We start from the raw sequence: 20,910 nt of genomic DNA on the forward strand, positions 1-20,910 counted from the left end.
TACTAGAAGGGGGCTTCTCCCTTCTTTTATTCTAATAAGGAAAAGATGAGAGACATATGACGAAAGTTAATCAACGCTTCACCCCATTTATTTACAAACTTATTGCAGGAATTCTTACTTTAATTATTATGTTTTTTATTGCTATGACACTTGGGGCAGCAGATACAACATTTAAAGAAGTATGGTTATCCCTTACCTCTCATACATCAGCAGATAAAATTTCTATGATCCGTGAAATTCGTCTCCCCCGTGAATTAGCGGGATGTTTAGTTGGAGCGGCATTAGCGGTTTCCGGTGCCATGATGCAAGGAATGACAAGAAACCCACTCGCCGATCCGGGATTGCTTGGATTAACAGCTGGTGCAAATGCAGCCCTTGCCATTACGATTGCATTTATTCCAACAACAAATTACTTTGGAATGATGATCGCTTGTTTTATCGGAGCTGCTATTGGAGCCATGATGGTTTTCGGAATGGGAGCTATGAAAAAAGGTGGATTTTCGCCATTACGCATGGTATTAGCCGGTGCTGCGGTTTCGGCATTCCTTTTTGCGATCGCAGAAGGTATAGGTATATATTTTAAAATCTCTAAAGATGTATCTATGTGGACTGCTGGAGGATTGATCGGAACTTCATGGAAACAGCTTCAGGTCATTATGCCATTTATTTTAATCGGATTACTTATTTCCCTTTTCCTCTCCAAACAGCTTACTATTCTTAGTTTAAGTGAAGAAGTCGCTGTTGGATTAGGTCAGAAGACAACAAGAATAAAAGTCATTCTTTTTATCCTTATTACGCTGCTTGCTGGTGCTTCTGTAGCACTTGTCGGCAATATGGCATTTATCGGTTTAATGGTCCCTCACATTGTTCGCGCTATCGTTGGTACAGATTATCGTTTTATCATTCCAATGTCAGCCATTTTAGGAGCAGCATTTATGCTTTTGGCTGATACGCTAGGTCGTATAATCAATGCCCCATATGAAACACCTGTGGCAGCAATTGTGGCTATGATGGGATTGCCTTTCTTCCTTTTAATCATTCGGAAGGGAGGCAAAGCATTCTTATGATTCAATCAGCTTTAATAAAGAAGCAGCGACTGATCTTATGTATTTTATCCATTTTAATTTTGGCTACCATTATTGTTGGTATGGGGATTGGATACTCCTCCCTAGCTTATGACAGGTTAATTCCTACTCTTCTCGGTCAAGGTACATTTAAAGAAGAATTTGTTTTATTTTCTGTGCGATTACCGCGTATGATAGTTACACTATTAGCCGGTATGGCTCTTGCTTTATCTGGTGCTATTTTACAGGGAATAACAAGAAATGATTTAGCCGATCCCGGAATTATTGGAATTAACTCTGGAGCGGGTGTGGCAATTGCTATTTTCTTTTTGTTTTTCCCGATCAAAGCTGGCACATTTGTGTATTTGCTTCCACTTGTTGCCTTTATTGGTGCTTTGATTACTGCTTGTCTTATATATCTATTCTCTTACAACAGAAATATAGGTCTTCAACCAGTAAGGTTAGTGTTCGTTGGGATCGGCTTTTCAATGGCGCTTTCTGGAGCCATGATTATACTTATTTCATCTGCCGAACGTACAAAAGTTGATTTTATTGCAAAATGGTTGGCAGGAAATATTTGGGGGTCCGATTGGCCGTTTATTTGGGCCATTCTTCCATGGTTACTGATACTTATCCCATTTACTTTATACAAAGCGAACCGATTAAATCTACTTGGACTTAGCGAACCTGTGGCAATTGGAGTGGGTGTATCGATTGAAAAGGAGCGAATCGTATTACTTTTAATAGCTGTAGCGCTTGCCGCCTCCGCCGTCTCTGTTACAGGAGGAATTGCTTTTATCGGATTAATGGCGCCTCATATTGCCAAAGCTTTGGTAGGACCTAGAAATCAATTATTTATTCCGGTAGCTATTCTAATTGGCGGTTGGTTATTATTATTTGCTGATACAATTGGGCGTAACCTAATTGACCCTGATGGCATTCCTGCCGGGATAATGGTTGCATTAATCGGTGCTCCATATTTCATGTATTTATTATTGAAAAAGTAATTATTTAATGGGACAGAATACCATCCCGTGTCCTACTAAATGACCAAATCCATAGAATCCTAGCCTCTCTTATGCTTAGATGTGAGTCCCCTCTTCCATCTAGGCATAAGAGAGGCTGGGATTCCTAGAAATATAACTAATTAGTGGTCTACAGAAAATGTCTCATAAAACACGGTATCTTGCCTATTTAACATTTTTTTCTTCTTGGGATTTTCTGCTGGAAAGCCTAAACCTAGTATGGCTACAATCCGTCGATCTGCTGGAATGTTTAAAGCTTTCCTTACATGTGTTTCACGAACACTTGATTCTTCTTCATCCTCTGCATGGTACACTGCCCCGAATCCTACACCTATATTCAGATCAGATGCGGCTAACCAAATGAAAGCAGTAGCAATTGATGCGTCTTGTAGCCAATATTTGCTAGTATTCGGTCGGCCTGTGACAACAATTGCAGCTTGCGCCGTGGACATCCACTTCATAAACGGAGTAGTCTTTTCCAAATGATCTAGCATCTCACGATTCTCTATCATAATAAATTCTCTTGAAAGTAGATTATTCCCAGAAGGTGCATAATAAGCGGCCTCAGCAATTTGTTTCAATACCTCTTTAGGGATCTTCTTCTCCAGAAAGCTCGTAATCTCGCGTCTTGATTGAATAATATCTAAAACAGACAAATGAACCCCTCCTTCATTGTAATGAATTATACCTGAATACCCAGAATTAAATTACCTCCAAATAAAATTAATCCATAACATTAAAAAAACATTAGAACAAACTTTAATGATATATAATAGAACGTATAGCTTTATCAGATGGACTATTCAGGTCAATGATAGAAAATAGTTTAACTACTGCTCCTAATAAGGTGGGATAAATATGAATGAGAAAATAGATGATTATTCCCCTGATTTGAAAGATCTTCTATCGATTATCCATAGTGAAAGAGGATTGAAAAAAGGCACCTACTTATTCCAGGAGGGCGATCAAGCAGATGCCATTTATTTTATACGTTCTGGAAAAGTACGGATTGGAAAAATCACACCTGATGGACGTGAGCTCACATTTCGGATTTGTGGGAAAGAAGATTTCATCGGCGAAATGACACTTTATTGTGCACCATCCAAATACACGGTTCATGCAAAGGTTCTTGAAGATGGTATATGTGCAAAAATTAGAAAAGAGGATCTTGAGGAAAATCTGTTGCTTAATCCCAATCTTAATATAGAGTTTATGAAAATGATGGGTATTCACCATCAAAAGGCACAATTGAAATTCCGTGATCTTATTTTACATGGAAAAAAAGGTGCTTTATACTCAACGCTCATTCGTATGACGAATAGCTATGGTGTGAGTATAAAAGATGGAATCCTTATCGATCTGCCTCTTACAAATCAAGAACTCGCCAACTTTTGTGGCATGAGTCGTGAGGTAGTAAATCGGATGCTAGGACTGTTAAAAAAGGACGGGAAAGTCTCCATGCAAGAGGGGAAAATAGTCATCCACGATCTGCAGTTTCTTAGGAATGAAATACATTGTGAGAATTGCCCCGTGGAAATTTGTAACATTGAATAAAAGTTTTACAAAAGGTGCTTTCCTTAAGAAGGATATCCCCCCTATATTAAGACAACTATTTTAGTAACCTCGCCACAAGGCAGGTTATTTTTTTATGTCCAAATTTTGAAATCATGATGATCACAGTAAGATGTGTGACTTTTATCACTGAGTAAACATGGATAAAGAAGTACGATTTATTCATGACAGTCATGTTGGAGGGTGTAGTGAGATGAATAAAAAGAAACATGATTCAGACCCAAATTTGAAAGGGACGTTAATAAGTGTTTTGGGAGTAGGAATCATTATTGTTGTCATGTGGTTTGCGGTTTATGGCCTTTATGTTGCTAGATAAAAGGATAAGTGGGTGAGAGTATGCATTTTCATAAATTCGAAAAAATTTGGTTGGTTTTTGGTATTTTATCATTGGTTATATTTTTAAGTATTGTTGGCGTTACCGCTTTTTCACACGGGCATACACCCGCAGGTGGGATGGACATCATCGATCCAGAAAAGGTGCATGAAACGGCTCCATTTAACAAACCTGGCGTCCATAAAATCGATGAGGATACGTATGAAGTAGTTATTATTGGGATGGCTTTTGGCTACAACCCTGCGCAAATAAAAGTTCCCGCTGGAAAAGAAATTATTTTTACAGTAACAAGTACAGATGTTGTACACAGCTTCACAATAGATGATACAAAGGTAAACATGATGGCTGTTCCCGGGAGGATCACGCATAAAAGCTACACCTTCAATAATCCTGGAAAATATTTAGTACTTTGTAATGAGTATTGCGGGGCAGGACATCATTTAATGCAGACAGAGATTGAGGTGTATGAACCATGAAGGTAATACAAGAACGTAAACTAGTTTTATGGAATATTAATGTCGCTTATATCGCTTTTATTATAGGAACGTTTTGTGGGTTACTTCAAGTGTTTATCCGTAATGATGCTCTTGAACTACCTAAATGGCTTGATTATTATCAAATTCTAACGGCACACGGTGTTCTACTTGCTCTCATTTATACGACATTCTTCATTTTCGCATTTTTAATCGCCGGTATGAGTAAAACATTAGGTAGTTTTGGGACTAAAGTACATTTATTTGCTTGGCTTGGATTCATTGTTACGCTAATCGGAACAATATTGGCAACAATAATGATTATCTCAGGAAAAGCATCCGTACTATATACATTCTATGCCCCTTTAAAAGCAAGTGGCTGGTATTATATCGGGCTTGCTCTCGTCATCGTTGGGACGTGGTTAAGCAGTTTTGCCTTGATCGGTCATTATATCGCTTGGAAAAAGCGAAATAAAGGTCAATTTAGTCCGCTATTCGCATTCATGACAATATCTACACTCATCCTGTGGATCATTGCCTGTCTAGGAGTGGTCGTATCCGTACTCTTCCTTTATATCCCTTGGGCATTCGGATGGGTTGATACGATCAATGTGGAATTAAGTCGATCATTATTCTGGTATTTCGGCCATCCTCTCGTCTATTTTTGGTTACTACCTGCTTATATAGCTTGGTATGTTGTCGTGCCAAAAATTATTGGTACGAAAGTGTTTAGCGATGCTTTAGCACGTTTCTCCTTTGTGCTTTTCATTCTATTTTCTATTCCAGTTGGCTTCCATCATCAATTGACAGAGCCAGGAATTTCAAGCTTCTGGAAGTTTCTCCAAGTTGTATTAACATTTATGGTTATCGTTCCATCACTTATGACTGCATTCTCGATGTTTGCGACATTTGAAATTTCCGGAAGAAGAAAAGGTGGAATTGGGTTGGTCGGCTGGTTTATAAAACTACCGTGGAATGATGTCAGATTTACATCTATTTTCCTCGCCATGTTGTTCTTTATTCCTGGAGGAGCTGGTGGGATCATTAATGCAAGCTTTCAGCTAAATGAGCTTGTGCATAATACGATGTGGGTTGTCGGCCATTTTCACATTACTGTTGGAACTCCGGTTGCAATGACCTTCATGGGGATTTCCTTTTGGCTCATTCCTTATTTGTCAGGCCGGAAATTTACAAAATCATTGCAAAAACTTGCGTTCATACAAATTATAACTTGGTCCATTGGCATGTTATTGATGTCAACTGCACAGCATATACTGGGACTGCTAGGGGCACCAAGAAGAACAGCCTTTGCTGGATATAATAGTCATCCTTCCGCACTCGAATGGTTTGATGGAATTTTATCAAACCACGTCACAATGGCTGTCGGGGGCACCATTTTATTTCTATCAGCAATGCTCTTAGTTTATATCGTAGCAAACCTAATGTTTTTTGCTCCTAAAGCAAATGTACCAACGGAAGCAGAGGAATTTCCAGTTGCGGATAGCGATACAACACACACACCGAAGTTTTTGGAAAATTGGTGGCTTTGGATTGGGCTTGCAGTCGCTCTTATAGGCATGGCATATGCAATTCCATTAAGCGATATGATCCAACATTCGCCTCCCGGCTCTCGGGGATTTATCACTTGGTAGGAGATGATGAATATGTTCTTAGCTATATTAGCGATGTTAATAGTGATTACGGTAATGATTGTGATTACAGTTGAAATTAATACCCTTGATTATGATGGAAAATAAATAGGAAGTCGGTCTTCAAATATTTGAGGGCCGACTTCCTATTTTTCTATTAAGCAGCTAGCTTGCTGGTAATTAGTTTCCTATTAATTATAGTGCCAAAGTATAGAGTGTTCCGATAATGTATCGATTCTCAAATCATTTCATTCACCATTTCTATTCAATATAGGTTATTGTATTAGTGTAGATAAAATTGAGGGAGGCTTTTTCGCATGAAATATAATCAAATCAAAAATACTGATTTAAGCGTTTCCAACATTATCATGGGGAATATGCGGTTACCACAGCTTTCTGTATCTGAAATTGAGCATTTAATCCGTACTGCAATGGAGGAAGGCATTAATTTCTTTGATCATGCTGATATTTATGGCGGTGGAAAGAGTGAAGAGTTATTTGCCGAAGCCATCCAAATGAATACAAGTATCAGAGAAAAAATGATATTGCAAAGTAAATGCGGAATTAATAGTAAAGGGAATTACTTTGATTTTTCAAAGAAACATATTTTATCATCTGTTGATGGCATCTTGAAGCGTTTAAAGACCGATTATCTAGATATCCTCCTACTTCATCGTCCTGACCCATTAATGGAGCCAGAAGAGGTCGCTGAAGCATTTGATGAATTACATAATAGTGGTAAAGTAAGATATTTTGGCGTATCCAATCAAAACCCAGCACAAATTGAGCTACTTCAAAAATATAATGCTCACAAATTGGTAGTTAATCAATTGCAATTTAGCATCGCACATACGCCAATGATTGATTCTGGTATTGCTTTAAATATGAATACTGACCAATCTATTAATCGCGATAGTAGCATTTTAGAATATTGCCGGCTGAACGATATTACTATTCAAGCTTGGTCACCATACCAAAACGGTTTCTTTAAAGGCCCATTTCTTGGCGATGTCGATAACTTCCCTGAATTAAATGAAGTAATAGATGGTATTGCCGAGAATTATGCAGTCACCAACACTGCCATCGCTACTGCCTGGATTACCCGCCATCCCGCCAATATTCAAGTCGTACTTGGGACAACCAATGCGCAGCGACTGAAAGATGCTTGCAAGGGATCTGAAATCGCATTGACAAGAGAAGAATGGTATCAAATTTATAAAGCGGCTGGAAATATAGTCCCTTAATATGTTAGAACATGCAATAAACGCCTCTAGGTCAACAATGATCTAGAGGCGTTTATTCATTATAGAACTTTATGGCAACTTATAATATCCATCATAAATAGCATTTGCCTCTTCTTTAGATACCCGCTGATAAAACTCTCCATCAGCAAATTTTATTTTATCCTTATTAGATATATCATATTTTACGGACCCTTCTTCGTAAATCAGTTCAATCTCTGTATCACTTACATGTTTAATACTTTTTATTTTATCGAAAGTGATAAAATCTGAGTAAGCTAGGGCACACGCAACATATTCAGATGTAATATGACAGGCCATTGTATCGTTTAGCCAATAGCCGCCAAGTGTACCAATATCTTTTGAAGCTGCTTCCTTTGCTTTCTTCTCTGCTTCTGCCTTCAGTTTTGCGGCTTTTCTCTCTTCTTCTTCTTTAGCTTTTAATTCTGCTGCCATCCTCTCCTCTTCTGCTTTTTTCGCTAAAGCAGCTTGTCTTTCTTCTTCTGCCCTTGCTTCAGCAGCCGCCTTATCTTTAGCTATTTTCACTTCCTCTATAAATGATGTTATCTTTTGTTTTACATCCTTATAGAAGGGATGGGTTAAGTCTTGCTGCAAGAGAGCTTCAAGTGTCTGTATAGACGCATCAAATGCTTGCTCATTTAACTGCTTCTTTGCATTTTCAAAGCTGAGCAAATACTCTTTTTCACTCGTTTTTAATACTTTGATTTCTTTCTGCATTGCTTTTGCCTTCTTCACTAATAGTTCAGATCCTTCTTCCCCATCCATTATTTTACCGATAACTTCTTCTACTTTATCTAAATTACCATCGGAAAACCCCTCTAGTGCCTGCTGTATTAGTTTGGTTTGTTGTGATAATATCTTTGCATGTTCATCTTCTGGCTTTTCTTCCAACGCCATTTCAAAAAAACTTTCCGCTTTAGCAAATTCTTCTTTTTCGATACGCTCTAAACCTTTCGCCATCATTTGTTCATATACCTTATTATTGGAACAACCGATAAGAGCTAATGATAATCCTAGTAAAAAAACAATCATTTTATATTGCTTTATCATTCAATTAATCTCTCCTTCTACCTTTTCGAGTCGAATATAACAATCAATACATAAGTCATACCATAATCCAGAAAAATATAAAAGCCCTTTGCGATAAGCAAAGGACTAGATTCAGCAGTCATTATTCGGATAGCATGGTTAAAACCGTATCCAATAAAACATTTACACCTTTTTCACAATCTTCCCATGTTGTTTTTTCTTCTTCACAATGACTTTTTCCATTTATGCTTGGAACAAAGACCATTGCTGTTGGTAACACACTTGCCATAAATTGAGCGTCATGTCCCGCTCCACTAACCATTCTTTTATTGGAATATCCTAGAGACTGCGCTGATTGTTCCAATCGATGACAAATATCTTTGTCGAACCAAACAGTATCCCTGTCCCATAGTTTTGTTGTTTTTATTTCGCAGTCTTCATTTAATGAAAATTGCGGAAGACCTTGAATAATTTCTTCTACTGCGGCAATAACCTCGGGATTTTTATGTCGCGCCTCCAAAGAAAAGATAACTTTATTAGGAATAACAGTATGAATATTTGGAAAGGCATTTATCCTACCAATTGTGTATACTAAATCACTATCAAGTCCACCTAACCTATGTCGAATTTCAGTGATGAGATGATTAGCAGCAAATAAAGCATCCCTTCTCATATTCATTGGCGTCGTACCAGCATGGTTAGATTCGCCTAATATTTCAAACTCATAACAAGCCATCCCAACTACGCATTCAACGATACCAATAGAAAGCGATTCCTTTTCAAGTATTGGGCCTTGTTCTATATGCAGCTCTAGTAAGGCTGAACCTTCTTTTAAACGATTCGCTTCATCTCCTGCATATCTACTAGCATTCAATGCTTGTTCAAACGTTTTTCCCTCTAGATCTACTTTATTTAACATAGTCTTCTTATCAAATTTTCCCGATATCACCCCAGATGCCATCATCGAAGGTTCAAACCTAGCGCCTTCTTCATTTGTAAAATTAACGATCGTAATTGGAATGTTTGGTTTAATCCCATTGTCCACTAACGTTCTCACTATTTCTAAACCTGCTATGACACCCAAGACTCCATCAAAACGTCCGCCTCTTTTTACTGAGTCAAGATGGGAACCTATTACAATTGGTGCTTTATTTTCTGTCCCTTTAAGTGTTGCATATATGCATCCCATATCATCTATCTTGATTTCCAAACCTAATTCTTCACAGCAAGAACAAAAGTAATCTCTGACTAAGCGATCTTCTTCAGATAATGCCAAACGGGTCACACCATTTTTTTCTGTTCGTCCAAAATTTGCGAAGCGTTCAAGCTCATCCTTTAATCTTTCCCTATTGATCATTAACTTTTGTTTTTGCATGAATAACACTCCCTTTTTAAAAACTAATTAAAATTGGTAGGTTTTTAATAATGAATGTTTCTCTATTAATAATATATACGTATAAACATAAATCCATTCTAATTTCCAAGAGCTCTAGTTGTAAACATTCCCAATATTCAGCCTCATAATAATTATATACTAATATATAAAGCTGTCATTAGACAAAGCATACAATTATTTAGCCATTCTTTTGGATAATATGTATGATCTTTTGAGAATTCTTATGGTACAAGCAACGATTTTCCTTCCGTGTAACCACTGAAAAAATTTTCTTAATGCGGAATATTAGAATACTGTTGATTTCAACTCCAGACAGCCGCTTCAGTCGCTTTGCTCCTTGCAGGGTCTCACCCCCTCGGAGTCGCCACCTTACACTTCAATCAACTAGGTGTTGTTTTTCTTAAAGATGTTGGCCACGAAACCCTTGCCACACGATGTGGCGACTCTAGCCTTCGTCCTGTACCCCAAATTCATAAATCTTACTCGGATAGTTATAAAAGGATTGGGCTGTTCTTTGCTAATCTTTTTATTCACCATTTATTTTCATGTTGCTGTGTTTTTATTCATTCTCAGGGAATAATACCTTTAGAATAAAAAGCTTAAGAAAGAATCACAATGAATAAAATAGTATGAAATATGCCATTATTTATATGATATACGCAGAAATCCGCAGAAAAGGCTGGTTTTTCTTTGTATAAAACCAAGAGAAGCCTTATTACGCTATTTGATTGCATCTAATTTCTATTGTTACAATATAAAGTGGCCGAAGCGAGACAATGACTTTAGTTTATAAAACGCGGAAATAGATTGTGAATATTTACACAAAATATAGGAGTTGATAATTATGGGGTCTGTCCAAGTTACAGATCAAAATGCTAAAGAAGATGATTATTCATTAGATAGGGTACCTCGTTCAAAAAGAAATATGAGTTGGTTAAGTATTACAAATATTACCTTTGGGATTGCAACAGCCATTTTCTATTTTCAAATGGGAAGCGTAATGGCACTTCAATTCGGAGCAATTAATGCTATCATTTCATCCATATACGCAATCATTGTTGCTGGAATACTAGGGACGTTCATTGCTTATTTTTCAGCAAAATCAGGTATGAACGTGAACCTAATGTCCAGAGGCGGAGGATTTGGGTATATAGGCGCCTCATTAACCTCATTCATTTATGCTACAAACTTCATCATGTATTGTGCTTTTGAAGGCTTAATATTAGTCTATGCTGTTCATACATTTTTCCCAAGCATACCTGCTTGGACTTTAATTATTTTCTTTGGAACACTTGTTATACCTTTAAATTGGTTTGGTATAAAACAACTAGATAAATTACAAAAATGGTCTTTACCAATATTTGCTGTTTTTTTAATTATTGCAATTGTTGTATCTATCTACACACCTTCGATCTATGAAGGGCATTTTTGGACCTATATGCCAGAAGGCGTTCAAGTAGGTGGCCAAGCTTTACTACTTTGTATGGGGATGCACCATGGAATTATGGGTTTAACGGCTCTACTTGCTTCAGATTATGCCAGATTCCTAAAGCCAAAGGATATCAGAAAAGGATCGATCGCAATTGGATTTATCCCACAGTTTTTCTGCTATGGGGTTATGGGTGGTCTTGGAATATGGTTTGGTGTTCGTCTCGGGGAATCTAATCCGGGTATTTACATCGTTCTGCTTCTTGGTCTTGGAGGAGCATTATTCACTATGCTAACTCAAATCAGAATCAATGTGACCAATATTTACAGTGGTTCTTTATCCCTTGCAAGCTTCTTTGAAAATGTTTTCAACTTTAAACCAAGCAGACGTTTCTGGGTTGTCGTAACGGGCGTATCTGCAATGGTTTTAATGCTAGGTGGCATCGTTGATCATTTAGACACAGCTATGACTTTCCAAGGGGTATTTTTATTGGCCTGGGCAGCAATTTTAGTTAGTGATGCTTTAATTGTAAAAAAAGCATTGAAGATCGGCCCTCGTTATTATGAAGCTAGGCAAGAATACTTGTATAAATGGAATCCTGTTGGAGTAGTATCCTTAATCATTGCAAGTGGTTTAGGTACAATTGCTGCTTTGGGATATATGGGATCATTCTTACAGAGCACAGCTGCATTTTTCGCCGCTGTACTAGCTGCTCTACTTACAGTCATTTTAGCAATATATACAAAAGGTAAGTATTACATGAAGAATACGCCTAATGACGTTCCTGAGGAAGATTATATTGCTTAAGCAGGTTGATTTCGGCAGATAGTTACATCTTTGTCACTCAGTCTGCTTGCAATATATCAATCCACTTCAATCAACCTTTCTCGGTCTTCATGCACTCTTTTTCGCGTTTTCCAATGGATAATGGAACCAAATTAGTTTTTTATTATGTTGAAAAGATGAGAGATTCTCCTCTCGTCTTTTTTTGTTCTTATTCATACTCGTTGTCTGTCTAATATCTCCTTGAGCGCTGCAGCTTGGTTATGCTTTTCATCTTTTGCCCCGTACACCAGCGTTACATACTTTTTATGATTAATCACAACTTGTTTTAATTGTTCCAATTGCTTTTTCATTTCTTCATTTGATTGTAACTCACCTTTGTACATATCTTTGAACTGCTCGTATTTCTTAGGATCATGGCCGAACCATTTACGCAGCTTTTCTGAAGGGGCTACTTCTTTCATCCAATGGTCCATTTTCAATGACTCCTTTGAAACACCTCTTGGCCAAATTCTATCTACTAGTACCCGGACACCATCAGAACTTGAAGGAGCTTCATAGGCACGCTTCAATTTTATAGGCATAATACACTTCCTTTCGACTTATAAAATGCCCCATCATTTCCCTTATGCTATGCCTTTTTAAACATACTGATGTATTACTTATGTTTCTTTATTCCACTAATAGTCCCCTCCATTGATACAGTTGCATACCTATCAATATAAAATAACACAATCGTGGAGTCTTTGAGCGCAGTAATTGGTGGAAGTGGACTATCTAAGTCAGTTACGGCCTCTTGCCTTCCAATTGTTAGGTCATTCACTTGGAGTTTGCCATTCAACACATATAAAAATGGAGTGAATCTTTTATATACTGGTACCTGTAGTTGATCTCCTTCATTTGGGTGTGCGTCTAAAATATAAATATTTTGTCTGACATGAAGTGGGGCACCACTTGATTCTGGTCCTACCATGAGGTACCAATCCCGATTATCCGTTGGCTTATGATGAAATTGGATATTGGGAATAAGGTCTGTTTCCTCAGGGCGGATAAAGATTTGCAGCATTTCAACATGATCTTCTTTTACTTTTTCCTCATGCCAAAAGCTAAAGCCCGCATTCATTATCATTAGCTTTCCAGGAGCAATCGGCGCTTCAAATCCCGCTGAATCTTTATGGTAAGAGGTACCTGCCCAAACATAGCTGAAGATTTCATCATTCACATGTTCGTGCATTTTAATTGTTAACCCCTTTTTCATTACGGCATGATCAATAATACTTAATGGGCCGAGTGCGGAGTCACCTATATCTTCATCCAAAATATTACTAGGCTTTATTCTTGTAATAGTAAAAGGGCCTCTTATTGGCTGAGTATGTTGTTTTGCCGCAAGTTTACGTAGCATAGTTATCCTCCTTCTAAAATTCAATTTTCTGTAATTATTAGTTATCAATATAGTCAGTGTAGCAATTTGACAGCTAAATAACATTAAATTTGCCATTGCAGGAGGGATCTTTGTGATCTTTTCGTTGTACCCTTCATGTTTAATTAAAAAGATGTAGGGAATTTTACCCATATATATTGATTGGAGGATTTGATAATGAAGCGACTGTTAGTACTCTCAGTAACATCTATACTTTCTTTAACAGTAGCTGCCTGTGGCACTCAAAGTGAGCAAGTAGATGATAGCAACTTTACTCAAAATAATGGCGTAGTAAACAGCCAGGATGATAAGAACAATCACACTATTGATCAAGATAAAACTGCTCTGAATAACGGAAATGTTGAAAATGAAGAAGGAAATACCTCCATGCCAGCTGGTTATATGGAGCAAAAATGGGCCGATATAGATTATACCGATTTTGAACTAGAGGTGGACTATGGAAAGAACAAGGAATACGAGGCTGAGATAGAGATAAATAAAAGTAACAATAGTATGAAAGCAGATTTGGAAGACGAGCTTAATGGTATGGATATGAACGGAGAAGAAGCATTCAATGAAATTTATCCTAAAGTAAAAAAATTAACTATTGACCAACATACAGCCAAGGATGATGCAATCAACCAAACCTTAGAATCCTTTAACTTAGAACCAAATTATAATAAATTTGAACTGGAAATAACATTTAAAGACAGTACTAAGATTGAATATGAAGATAAAAAATAACATCTGAGGGAAAAAACGGGCCACCCATTGGTTTACCCGTTTTTTAGACCTGTTTTATTGTTCACATACTATTGGATGTGAAAACAGGCACATCAATCTTCTGAGTTAGTTGCTAGCCTCTTCATGAACTCTTCTGCAGCGCTGTATCCTTGTTGTTTAAGATTCCAGTTATTTGCTGCCGCTTCAATTAAGCCAACCACATCTCTTCCTGGTTGAAGCTGAATTTCAATATGAGGAATTTGCACACCCATATATTCTGTAAACTTTGAAGCTAGTTCTAATTCATTATTCAAGGAATTTTTTTGCCATTTTGTCAGTTCTATATCCAATGCAATCCTCGTTTCATCTTGGAAGGCCATATTTCCATATACACGAACTACATTCAATAGACCTATACTGCGCAATGCAAGAAATTCCTTATTCTTTTCATTATGTGTACCAAGAATTGTTTGAGGACCAAGCTTTTTTAAGACGACAATATCATCAGCAACTAAGCGGTGCCCTCGTCCAATCAGTGTATGCGCAGTCTCACTTTTACCAATACCCGAGTGTCCCCTTAATAAAATGCCCATTCCGAATACATTTAGACAAACTCCATGTACAGCCGTTTCCTCCGCTAGCGCTTTTGTTAAATAAGCATCAAGTTTTGGAATAAACTCTGATGTTGCTTCATGTGTACGTAATAATGGAATGCCCTCTTCTGAACAATATTGAGTTAAATATCTTAATCCTTCTTGCTGGGTGGTAACGATAAAACAAGGTGGATGATATTTAACTATATTTCCTATCCGTAGTTTACGCTCTTCATGGGTTAACTTATGTAAATAATTGATTTCCTTCTGACCAAGAATTTGAACACGTTTCATGGGAAAAAAGTCAAAATACCCAATGAACTCTAAGCCCGGACGATGTGTCCGTGATCTTGTAATGCCCCGATTTAATTGATCTTCCCCTGCTAAAACTTCCAGTGAAAAATTACGAACTAATTGTTCAACTGCTATTGATTTCCCATCCATGACACTCTCCACCTTTAAATAACTTTCTAAATGTAGCTTATACTTTTAAAAAAGAAGAATAGTCGCCTATAAAATGTTAAAAATACATCTATATTGATGTATCCAAGCTGAATTTCCATGAACTCATATTATTATTAGTTTAAGACCGATACATCTCACCTTCCTATAAGTCTATCATTTTGTTCGCCATTTATCATAAAATTAACCATATCGTCATATTCGACTTAAACAATTGAAAACCCTTGCATTTTTAAGCATAATAACACAAAAAAGAACTTGAAGATTTTACGCTCATTTTCACCTATGATAGCACCCTTTTTCCCTCATTCTAAGTTATTACACCTCATAATCCAACTTTTAAAAATTTACACCTGTAGCCAGCCTTATCCTTCAAATAAGCAAATGAACATACAAAAAACAGTCATAATTTCCTTACTATCGAGAAAACTAAAGAATAAACACGGAAAGGAGAGATGGAGCATGGGCCGTGGTAAAAATTTTAAACATAAAGAAAAAGGACATCCTGGAAACTTCCCAAAGGATAGTCTCAGTGCAGAGAAAGAGCATAGTAGACAGTTTGAACAAATTGAAGACATTGTTACACATGAAGCTTTTAAAAATCGAGTAAAAAAAGATGAAATGCCCTAGAATATAAATGCCGAATTTGACAATGGAGCTACCCAAAGCTTCATTGTCAAAATTGGCCACTACTTTCGCGGTCATATTTTAAAGCCGCTCTAATTCTTGATAAGCTAATTGATATTTCCCACCTTCAGCAACTTCTGAATGGTACAAAGCTTTTAAGGCAAAGTTTTTCTCAAGGTCATGTTCTTGCATCATATCCTTCAGACGCTTTTGTAAATCTTTATTATCCTTGACCAGCTGTTTCATTTGCGATTTCACATACTTCAAAGAAATCAGCTCCTTTCAATCACTAAACTAATCCTATAACTATAACACAGATAACTATTGACGATATACGTCCCGCTTCTATAATCAAAAGTGCAAAGCATCCAGCCAATTAACTTTTCTATATCATCAATATTTCCTTAATATCTTCTTCAGTAAAAGTAGTTGATGCTTTTTCTTCAGAATCGATAATTTCCTCCACTAAATGCCTCTTTTTTTCTTGCAATTCATTGATCTTTTCTTCTATCGTACCGCGGGCAACAAGTTTGATGACTTGTACAACGTTTGTCTGACCGATGCGATGCGCACGATCAGCTGCTTGCTCCTCCACTGCAGGGTTCCACCATATGTCATATAAAATAACTGTATCTGCACCTGTTAGATTAAGACCTGTACCGCCTGCTTTCAATGAAATGAGAAAAAGATCACGTTCCCCTGCATTGAATCGACTACAAATTTTCAATCGTTCTTCTGATGGAGTTTGTCCATCAAGATAGAAGAAATGTCGCCCTTGACTCGCTAACTCTCTTCCTATAAGGCCAAGCATTTTCGTAAACTGAGAGAATATCAACACCCTTCTCCCCGAATTCCTCGATTCCTCTAAAATCTGTAGAAGCTGTTCAAATTTACCAGAGCTTCCTTTATACCCATCAACAAATAAGGCTGGGTGACAACAAATCTGTCGCAGCCGAGTCAAACCAGCCAAAATTTTGATCCGATTTTTCCGGAGTGTATCCTTATCGAGATGTTTCAATGTGTCATGTCTAAGTTTAGCCAAATAGGCAGCATATAACTTCTTCTGATCAGGAAGCAACTCTGTTGATTCCAATGCTTCCACTTTTTTCGGAAGCTCTGAAAGTACATCCTTTTTCAATCTGCGGAGTAAAAATGGGTTAATCCTTCGAGCAATTGTCTTCCTCGGAAGATTACTGTATTCTTTAAACCCCTGAAATAATTCGGGAAAGACAACCCGATAAATAGACCATAGCTCTTCCAAGGAATTCTCTATCGGTGTACCAGTGAGGGCGAAGCGATTATCCGCTTGGATCTTCTGCACCGCTTTTGCTGTTTGTGTGACGGGATTCTTAAATGCCTGTGCTTCATCAAAATAAACAGTATGAAAAAACTGTTTCTCGTACCACATGATGTCGCTGCGTAACAACGGGTAGGAGGTAATGAGAACGTCCATATCTCTCGCTTCTTTCTGCATAATGGATCGTTCTTTCTGATTACCATCAACTACAATCGCCTGTATGTCTGGAGTAAATTTCATGAATTCATTCAGCCAATTATATGTTAGGGAAGATGGACATACGATAAGAACAGGATGCTTCTTTTTACGTATATTCGGTAACTCGGATAAAATAAATGTAATGCTTTGTAGCGTTTTACCCAGTCCCATATCATCTGCGAGAATCCCACCGAATCCATAGTAAGCAAGTGACTTCATCCATTTATATCCATGTTTTTGATAGCCTCTTAATATCGGATCCAAACTTTTAGGTATATCGAATGTCAAACTGCTTGGATTTTGAATATGCTCCAAAAACCGAGAAAATGATTTTTCTAATGTGAATGCATCACGATTATCAACGGAATCAAGTAGCTGAAGACCTCGTACAATTGGTACCTTCCATCCCTTTTCCAATTCTTCATTATGTTCTGGAAGAGTATGCAAGAAGCCTTTCATTTCTTCAAACTCTCTTGTCTCTAATGAAAGAATGGATCCGTTCCCCAATCGATAGTATTTCCGTTTTTCTTCTAACGCTAACAAAATATCACGTATATGTTCTTCGGGAATACCATCCATTTCAAACTTAAATTCCAACCAATTAGTTCTCTCTTTTTTCATCTTAATCCTAATTTTCGGACGAACATTCCCTTTAAATATCCTATTTTTAACAGCGGTAGTTGCATATATTTGCGCAAGCTTTTGCAACTTAGGAACGATATTATATAAAAATGCATACTCCAAATCTTCATTATGCATAAAGTACCCGCCGTCCGTCTTAGTAAGCAAGCTCTCATCTAGCAGCCGCAAGATCTCGTCTTCCTTCTCAACATCTCTAACGAGAGTAGAGCTTGCCTGGAGAGTGCGTTCATGTTCCAGCGGGTTAATCATAATGTTTTCATAATGAAACTCTACTCCAACAAGCAAACGATCTTTCACACGATCTAAGTACAATTTGGCAATTAACGGTGTTTTAACAAACTGATCATTTACATTTTCAGCTATATGTACACTGCCTAACTTCTTTAAACCGGGCACCACTTTTTCCAGAAAAACAGTGACTTGCTTTTGTGGTATTAAAATTTGATTCGTTCCTGACTCATTAAGCAATCTTTTTAACTCTGAGAGACGCTTATAATTATCATTTTTCAATTTTATTAGTTTTCCTTCCGATAAAACGGACCTATATGAATGCAATAAAATCATTTGCGTTAGTCCGTCGATCTTCAGTTGATAGCGCTGTTCTCTCGTTTTGGCAAATTCAAACTGTATGGAAAGTAGTTCATTTGATAAGCGAAGACCAGTATATAAATTTCCATCATACTCTACCTCCACTAATGGTGCCTTTTCCAGTAGGGGAATTAACCTGTCCCAAGAAGAAGGCCGGATCAATAATAAATGCTGATCGCTTACATAGGCTGATTTATCCGGCAATGCATCCATATATACCTTTTCATCAAGAATAATTTGAATAAGCTGATGAAGCACAACATCTGTTTCTTTTTGAAAGCAATGAAGATTGGGACTGTACGTGAAAGACTTAGAAAGGACGTAAGCTTGTCCATCTCTCATATGCTCCAGATACTCCCTAATATTTCGCACATTAGTCGAGCCGATCTTTACCTTTATCCCGAACATATGCCAATTATTTTCTATCCTAACAGGTTGACATGTGAACGCTACATCAAGCATCTTTCTATTTTCAAAGTGAAGCTGATGACCACTTGAACGGATAGGTCGAGTATTAAAAAGTGTTAATAAACCCTCTGTTAGTTCTTGATTGGAGGTATTTTCATTTGAACTAGTATCTAATTTACCTTGCTGTTGAGATCCATATATCGATAATAAAACAGCTGCAATATGCTGACAATCTAGTTGAAAGGAAGCCAGTACAGGGCAACTGCATTTCGTACGTAAATCGCCTCCCTCATCCTTTTTTATGGTGACATGAAAATCTTCCGCTCCCGTAACTGTTGCTTCACAACCATCGGGTCCCCAATTTTCCATTATTACTTTATTCGCACGATAAAAAGCTTCTCCTCTTTTGAAGGAGACCGCACCACACATATCTTTAATGATCTTATGATTTAATTTTATATTCACATGCCTCGCTCCTTCCAAAGGAAATTTTCTGCTTATATCCATGCTTATTGGCGCCTTCTGCTCATCGAAACACTAAAAAGGAAAGTGCATGCATGATTACAAATAGAGTAAAGTTAAACCATCAACTTACTAGATTTATTTGCCTCCTGACGTTGCTCTTTAATGAGTAATCCCCCGATTAAACCAATCATGGAAAATAAAACTGGAATAATAAAACCGTAATGATATCCAACACTACTTGTAGAGGCTTGAAAATAGTCTAATACTTTTCCGAATATACTTGGTAATAAGACGGCACTTAAAAAGCCTCCTGTATTGGCAAACCCTGAAACAACACCAACCTCTTTTATATCAAAAGATTGTCGAACGATTGCAAATGTTAATGCACTTGCCCCATTCCCGAAACCAATTATTAAAAAAAGAATAATGAGCATGAAGTACGGCGGCTTTCCACTAAATAAAAACAATGCTGCCCAACTTAAAAAAATGATCATATGTACAACAACATACGGTCGTTTAAACGATTCTAAACGACTGGCAATCCAACTTGTGAGAGGTGCCCCAACAATTGCACCAATCAGCCCGATCATGATAAGCTGACTCGCATCTGAACGTGTCATTCCATACACTTGTATTCCATAAGGCACGGCCCATGAACCAATAAACCCTACATAAGTACCAACAAGCCCAAAGTGACATAAAAAAGTTGCCCATGCTTGACGATTAGAAAATATACGCCTTAACATTACTAACGTTTTCTCTCTTTCCCTCTCCTTTTTAACTGGAGATAAATGAGGTTGGTTTTTCATCCTTCTTCTTGGTTGGTCCACAAGTACTACATACAGAAGCAATCCACAAAGACATAGGATCATTCCTACTATAAAAAACGGCGCTCTCCAACCTGATAAAGTAATCCATGCTGAAAAGGGGACCGTTGCCATCAAAAAGCCCAAGCTACCAGTCATCCCAGCAAGGCCGAGTAATCCAATAAACTCCTTTACCTTAAACCACTGACTTAATATCAAAACCACACTGACCCAAATGGTCGCATCTCCCATTCCCACCATTAATCTAGCGATAAAAAGCACCATTTCATTAGGTGCGAGACTATAAATTAAAGTACCTATCCCATTGAGCAATGCCCCAGCAATAAGGAATAGATTCGGCCCAAAACGATCAGTTAATATCCCAATCGGAATTTGCAAACTGGCGTATGCCAAAAATTGAATACTCGTAAGTAATCCAATTGTAGAAGCTGTAAGTTTGAAATCCTTCATCAATTGATCTGAAATTAATCCTGGTGCTGTTCTCTGACTCACAATTAAAAAATACGTAAATAATACTGCCGCAAAAACAACCCATCTATACTTGCTATTTTGTTTATCCACTAGTCACTACTCCTGTTGTTAGCTTTTATTCTATTCATATTATACCCCTAATTTTCCATCGTGAATTTACTATTGCACTTTCA

General features: G+C 37.4%; 19 protein-coding genes. 10 read left to right on the plus strand and 9 right to left on the minus strand.

The window, feature by feature from the left end:
* Positions 1–56: 56 nt before the first annotated feature.
* Complete coding sequence (locus BLE01S_RS18210) at positions 57–1,067, plus strand: FecCD family ABC transporter permease (RefSeq protein ID WP_066145751.1); 1,011 nt, start codon at positions 57–59, stop codon at positions 1,065–1,067.
* Entirely contained in the window at positions 1,064–2,071 is a 1,008-nt protein-coding gene (locus BLE01S_RS18215; protein WP_066145756.1) for a FecCD family ABC transporter permease, read from the plus strand. The genes BLE01S_RS18210 and BLE01S_RS18215 overlap by 4 nt, the downstream gene beginning before the upstream one ends.
* A 140-nt stretch (positions 2,072–2,211) precedes the next feature.
* Here the strand turns inward: BLE01S_RS18215 and BLE01S_RS18220 are convergent, their stop codons facing one another.
* A complete protein-coding gene (locus tag BLE01S_RS18220; protein ID WP_066145759.1) occupies positions 2,212–2,745 on the minus strand; it encodes a nitroreductase family protein in 534 nt (177 codons plus the stop codon).
* 202 nt (positions 2,746–2,947) lie between these two features.
* On the opposite strand from BLE01S_RS18220, the gene BLE01S_RS18225 reads away from it, so the two are divergent.
* From BLE01S_RS18225 to BLE01S_RS18245, 5 genes are all read left to right on the plus strand, one after another.
* A complete protein-coding gene (locus BLE01S_RS18225; RefSeq protein WP_066145762.1) occupies positions 2,948–3,643 on the plus strand; it encodes a Crp/Fnr family transcriptional regulator in 696 nt (231 codons plus the stop codon).
* 211 nt (positions 3,644–3,854) lie between these two features.
* The gene (locus BLE01S_RS18230) at positions 3,855–3,977 is read left to right on the plus strand and encodes a cytochrome C oxidase subunit II (RefSeq protein WP_066145765.1); all 123 of its coding nucleotides are present in this window, start codon (positions 3,855–3,857) and stop codon (positions 3,975–3,977) included.
* Positions 3,978–3,997: 20 nt separating this feature from the next.
* The gene (locus tag BLE01S_RS18235; protein WP_066145768.1) at positions 3,998–4,471 is read left to right on the plus strand and encodes a cytochrome c oxidase subunit II; all 474 of its coding nucleotides are present in this window, start codon (positions 3,998–4,000) and stop codon (positions 4,469–4,471) included.
* On the plus strand, positions 4,468–6,120 hold the full coding sequence (locus BLE01S_RS18240; RefSeq protein ID WP_066145771.1) for a b(o/a)3-type cytochrome-c oxidase subunit 1: 1,653 nt from the start codon (positions 4,468–4,470) through the stop codon (positions 6,118–6,120). The genes BLE01S_RS18235 and BLE01S_RS18240 overlap by 4 nt, the downstream gene beginning before the upstream one ends.
* Before the next feature lie 314 nt (positions 6,121–6,434).
* Positions 6,435–7,361, plus strand: coding sequence for an aldo/keto reductase (locus BLE01S_RS18245; RefSeq protein ID WP_066145774.1), 927 nt, complete (start codon positions 6,435–6,437; stop codon positions 7,359–7,361).
* 69 nt (positions 7,362–7,430) lie between these two features.
* On the opposite strand, the gene BLE01S_RS18250 is transcribed toward BLE01S_RS18245, so the two are convergent.
* Together BLE01S_RS18250 and BLE01S_RS18255 are read right to left on the minus strand one after the other, a co-directional pair.
* On the minus strand, positions 7,431–8,429 hold the full coding sequence (locus BLE01S_RS18250; RefSeq protein WP_066145777.1) for a hypothetical protein: 999 nt from the start codon (positions 8,427–8,429) through the stop codon (positions 7,431–7,433).
* A 121-nt stretch (positions 8,430–8,550) separates the two neighbouring features.
* Positions 8,551–9,783, minus strand: a complete 1,233-nt coding sequence (locus tag BLE01S_RS18255; protein WP_066145780.1) for a Zn-dependent hydrolase — start codon at positions 9,781–9,783, stop codon at positions 8,551–8,553.
* 865 nt (positions 9,784–10,648) lie between these two features.
* On the opposite strand from BLE01S_RS18255, the gene BLE01S_RS18260 reads away from it, so the two are divergent.
* Positions 10,649–12,040 carry a purine-cytosine permease family protein gene (locus tag BLE01S_RS18260; RefSeq protein ID WP_066145782.1) on the plus strand — a complete coding sequence of 464 codons (1,392 nt, stop codon included), beginning with the start codon at positions 10,649–10,651 and terminating at the stop codon, positions 12,038–12,040.
* Between the two features lie 191 nt (positions 12,041–12,231).
* Here BLE01S_RS18260 and BLE01S_RS18265 read toward each other — a convergent pair whose 3' ends face one another.
* Both BLE01S_RS18265 and BLE01S_RS18270 read right to left on the minus strand, forming a co-directional pair.
* Complete coding sequence (locus BLE01S_RS18265; protein ID WP_066145785.1) at positions 12,232–12,600, minus strand: DUF488 domain-containing protein; 369 nt, start codon at positions 12,598–12,600, stop codon at positions 12,232–12,234.
* A gap of 74 nt (positions 12,601–12,674) precedes the next feature.
* Positions 12,675–13,418: a pirin family protein gene (locus BLE01S_RS18270; protein ID WP_066145788.1), complete on the minus strand. Its 744-nt coding sequence runs from the start codon at positions 13,416–13,418 to the stop codon at positions 12,675–12,677.
* 195 nt (positions 13,419–13,613) lie between these two features.
* On the opposite strand from BLE01S_RS18270, the gene BLE01S_RS18275 reads away from it, so the two are divergent.
* On the plus strand, positions 13,614–14,180 hold the full coding sequence (locus tag BLE01S_RS18275; RefSeq protein WP_066145791.1) for a YusW family protein: 567 nt from the start codon (positions 13,614–13,616) through the stop codon (positions 14,178–14,180).
* 92 nt (positions 14,181–14,272) lie between these two features.
* Here BLE01S_RS18275 and hprK read toward each other — a convergent pair whose 3' ends face one another.
* The gene (gene hprK, locus BLE01S_RS18280) at positions 14,273–15,196 is read right to left on the minus strand and encodes an HPr(Ser) kinase/phosphatase (protein ID WP_066145794.1); all 924 of its coding nucleotides are present in this window, start codon (positions 15,194–15,196) and stop codon (positions 14,273–14,275) included.
* Positions 15,197–15,676: 480 nt separating this feature from the next.
* Here hprK and BLE01S_RS21005 point away from each other — a divergent pair, with 480 nt between their 5' ends.
* Positions 15,677–15,844 carry a hypothetical protein gene (locus tag BLE01S_RS21005; protein ID WP_169800044.1) on the plus strand — a complete coding sequence of 56 codons (168 nt, stop codon included), beginning with the start codon at positions 15,677–15,679 and terminating at the stop codon, positions 15,842–15,844.
* A gap of 78 nt (positions 15,845–15,922) precedes the next feature.
* Here BLE01S_RS21005 and BLE01S_RS18285 read toward each other — a convergent pair whose 3' ends face one another.
* The 3 genes from BLE01S_RS18285 to BLE01S_RS18295 all read right to left on the minus strand — a co-directional run bounded on the left by BLE01S_RS18285 (position 15,923) and on the right by BLE01S_RS18295 (position 20,827).
* Complete coding sequence (locus tag BLE01S_RS18285) at positions 15,923–16,108, minus strand: hypothetical protein (protein ID WP_066145797.1); 186 nt, start codon at positions 16,106–16,108, stop codon at positions 15,923–15,925.
* 118 nt (positions 16,109–16,226) lie between these two features.
* Positions 16,227–19,439, minus strand: a complete 3,213-nt coding sequence (locus BLE01S_RS18290) for a DEAD/DEAH box helicase (RefSeq protein ID WP_066145841.1) — start codon at positions 19,437–19,439, stop codon at positions 16,227–16,229.
* A 113-nt stretch (positions 19,440–19,552) separates the two neighbouring features.
* Positions 19,553–20,827: an MFS transporter gene (locus BLE01S_RS18295; protein WP_066145800.1), complete on the minus strand. Its 1,275-nt coding sequence runs from the start codon at positions 20,825–20,827 to the stop codon at positions 19,553–19,555.
* Positions 20,828–20,910 lie beyond the last annotated feature (83 nt).

It is taken from the genome of Lederbergia lenta NBRC 16444, assembly GCF_001591545.1.
GTDB lineage: Bacteria > Bacillota > Bacilli > Bacillales > Bacillaceae_C > Lederbergia > Lederbergia lenta.

What these genes read in the sequence shown, in the direction of transcription:
- hprK (WP_066145794.1), bottom strand. Translation starts at nt 15,196, where the DNA reads ATGGATGGGAAATCAATAGCAGTTGAACAATTAGTTCGTAATTTTTCA.
- BLE01S_RS18255 (WP_066145780.1), bottom strand. Translation starts at nt 9,783, where the DNA reads ATGCAAAAACAAAAGTTAATGATCAATAGGGAAAGATTAAAGGATGAG.
- BLE01S_RS18210 (WP_066145751.1), top strand. Translation starts at nt 57, where the DNA reads ATGACGAAAGTTAATCAACGCTTCACCCCATTTATTTACAAACTTATT.
- BLE01S_RS18265 (WP_066145785.1), bottom strand. Translation starts at nt 12,600, where the DNA reads ATGCCTATAAAATTGAAGCGTGCCTATGAAGCTCCTTCAAGTTCTGAT.
- BLE01S_RS18240 (WP_066145771.1), top strand. Translation starts at nt 4,468, where the DNA reads ATGAAGGTAATACAAGAACGTAAACTAGTTTTATGGAATATTAATGTC.
- BLE01S_RS18270 (WP_066145788.1), bottom strand. Translation starts at nt 13,418, where the DNA reads ATGCTACGTAAACTTGCGGCAAAACAACATACTCAGCCAATAAGAGGC.
- BLE01S_RS18230 (WP_066145765.1), top strand. Translation starts at nt 3,855, where the DNA reads ATGAATAAAAAGAAACATGATTCAGACCCAAATTTGAAAGGGACGTTA.
- BLE01S_RS18245 (WP_066145774.1), top strand. Translation starts at nt 6,435, where the DNA reads ATGAAATATAATCAAATCAAAAATACTGATTTAAGCGTTTCCAACATT.
- BLE01S_RS18275 (WP_066145791.1), top strand. Translation starts at nt 13,614, where the DNA reads ATGAAGCGACTGTTAGTACTCTCAGTAACATCTATACTTTCTTTAACA.
- BLE01S_RS18225 (WP_066145762.1), top strand. Translation starts at nt 2,948, where the DNA reads ATGAATGAGAAAATAGATGATTATTCCCCTGATTTGAAAGATCTTCTA.
- BLE01S_RS18260 (WP_066145782.1), top strand. Translation starts at nt 10,649, where the DNA reads ATGGGGTCTGTCCAAGTTACAGATCAAAATGCTAAAGAAGATGATTAT.
- BLE01S_RS21005 (WP_169800044.1), top strand. Translation starts at nt 15,677, where the DNA reads ATGGGCCGTGGTAAAAATTTTAAACATAAAGAAAAAGGACATCCTGGA.
- BLE01S_RS18250 (WP_066145777.1), bottom strand. Translation starts at nt 8,429, where the DNA reads ATGATAAAGCAATATAAAATGATTGTTTTTTTACTAGGATTATCATTA.
- BLE01S_RS18215 (WP_066145756.1), top strand. Translation starts at nt 1,064, where the DNA reads ATGATTCAATCAGCTTTAATAAAGAAGCAGCGACTGATCTTATGTATT.
- BLE01S_RS18235 (WP_066145768.1), top strand. Translation starts at nt 3,998, where the DNA reads ATGCATTTTCATAAATTCGAAAAAATTTGGTTGGTTTTTGGTATTTTA.